Genomic DNA, 534 nt, shown 5'->3' on the forward strand with positions numbered 1-534 from the left:
GACCGCCGTCAGCGGAGAGCAGCCATGCCATGCTCCACGACCAGGATCTGGGCGCGCCTGCCGATCGAGGCGCAGACCGCGATGACACAACTCTGGGCCGAGCTGATGTTCCGGCACGCGGCCCGCGAGCGGGAACACGAGGGAGTGCTTCGTCATGACGGACGGTCATCCCAAGGTGGAGGCGCGACATCTACGGCTGCTCGCCATCGTCTACATCCGCCAGTCCACGCCGCAGCAGCTGCAGAACAACCAGGAGAGCACCCGCCGCCAGTATGAGCTGGCCCGGCGTGCCCGGCAGATGGGCTGGCCGGAGATGGCCGTGCGCGTCATCGACGACGACCTCGGGATGTCCGGCGCGAGTAGCCAGCATCGCGTGGGCTTTCAGCGCCTCGTCGCATCCATCGGTATGGGCGAAGTCGGCATCATTCTGGTGACCGAGGTATCGCGCCTGTCGCGCCTGAACAGCGACTGGCACAGAGTGATCGAACTCTGTGCGGTGTTCCGGACGCTCATTGCTGATGAGGATGGCGTGTA

Annotated in this window: 1 protein-coding gene; it reads left to right on the forward strand. The window is 65.5% G+C overall.

Translation table 11 applies throughout. The features are described from left to right. Positions 1–154 precede the first annotated feature (154 nt). On the forward strand, positions 155–534 hold a 380-nt coding region (locus ACO1BU_RS37730; RefSeq protein ID WP_424140953.1), incomplete at its 3' end, for a recombinase family protein.

This window comes from Roseomonas chloroacetimidivorans, from assembly GCF_049629625.1.
Classification (GTDB): domain Bacteria; phylum Pseudomonadota; class Alphaproteobacteria; order Acetobacterales; family Acetobacteraceae; genus Roseomonas; species Roseomonas chloroacetimidivorans.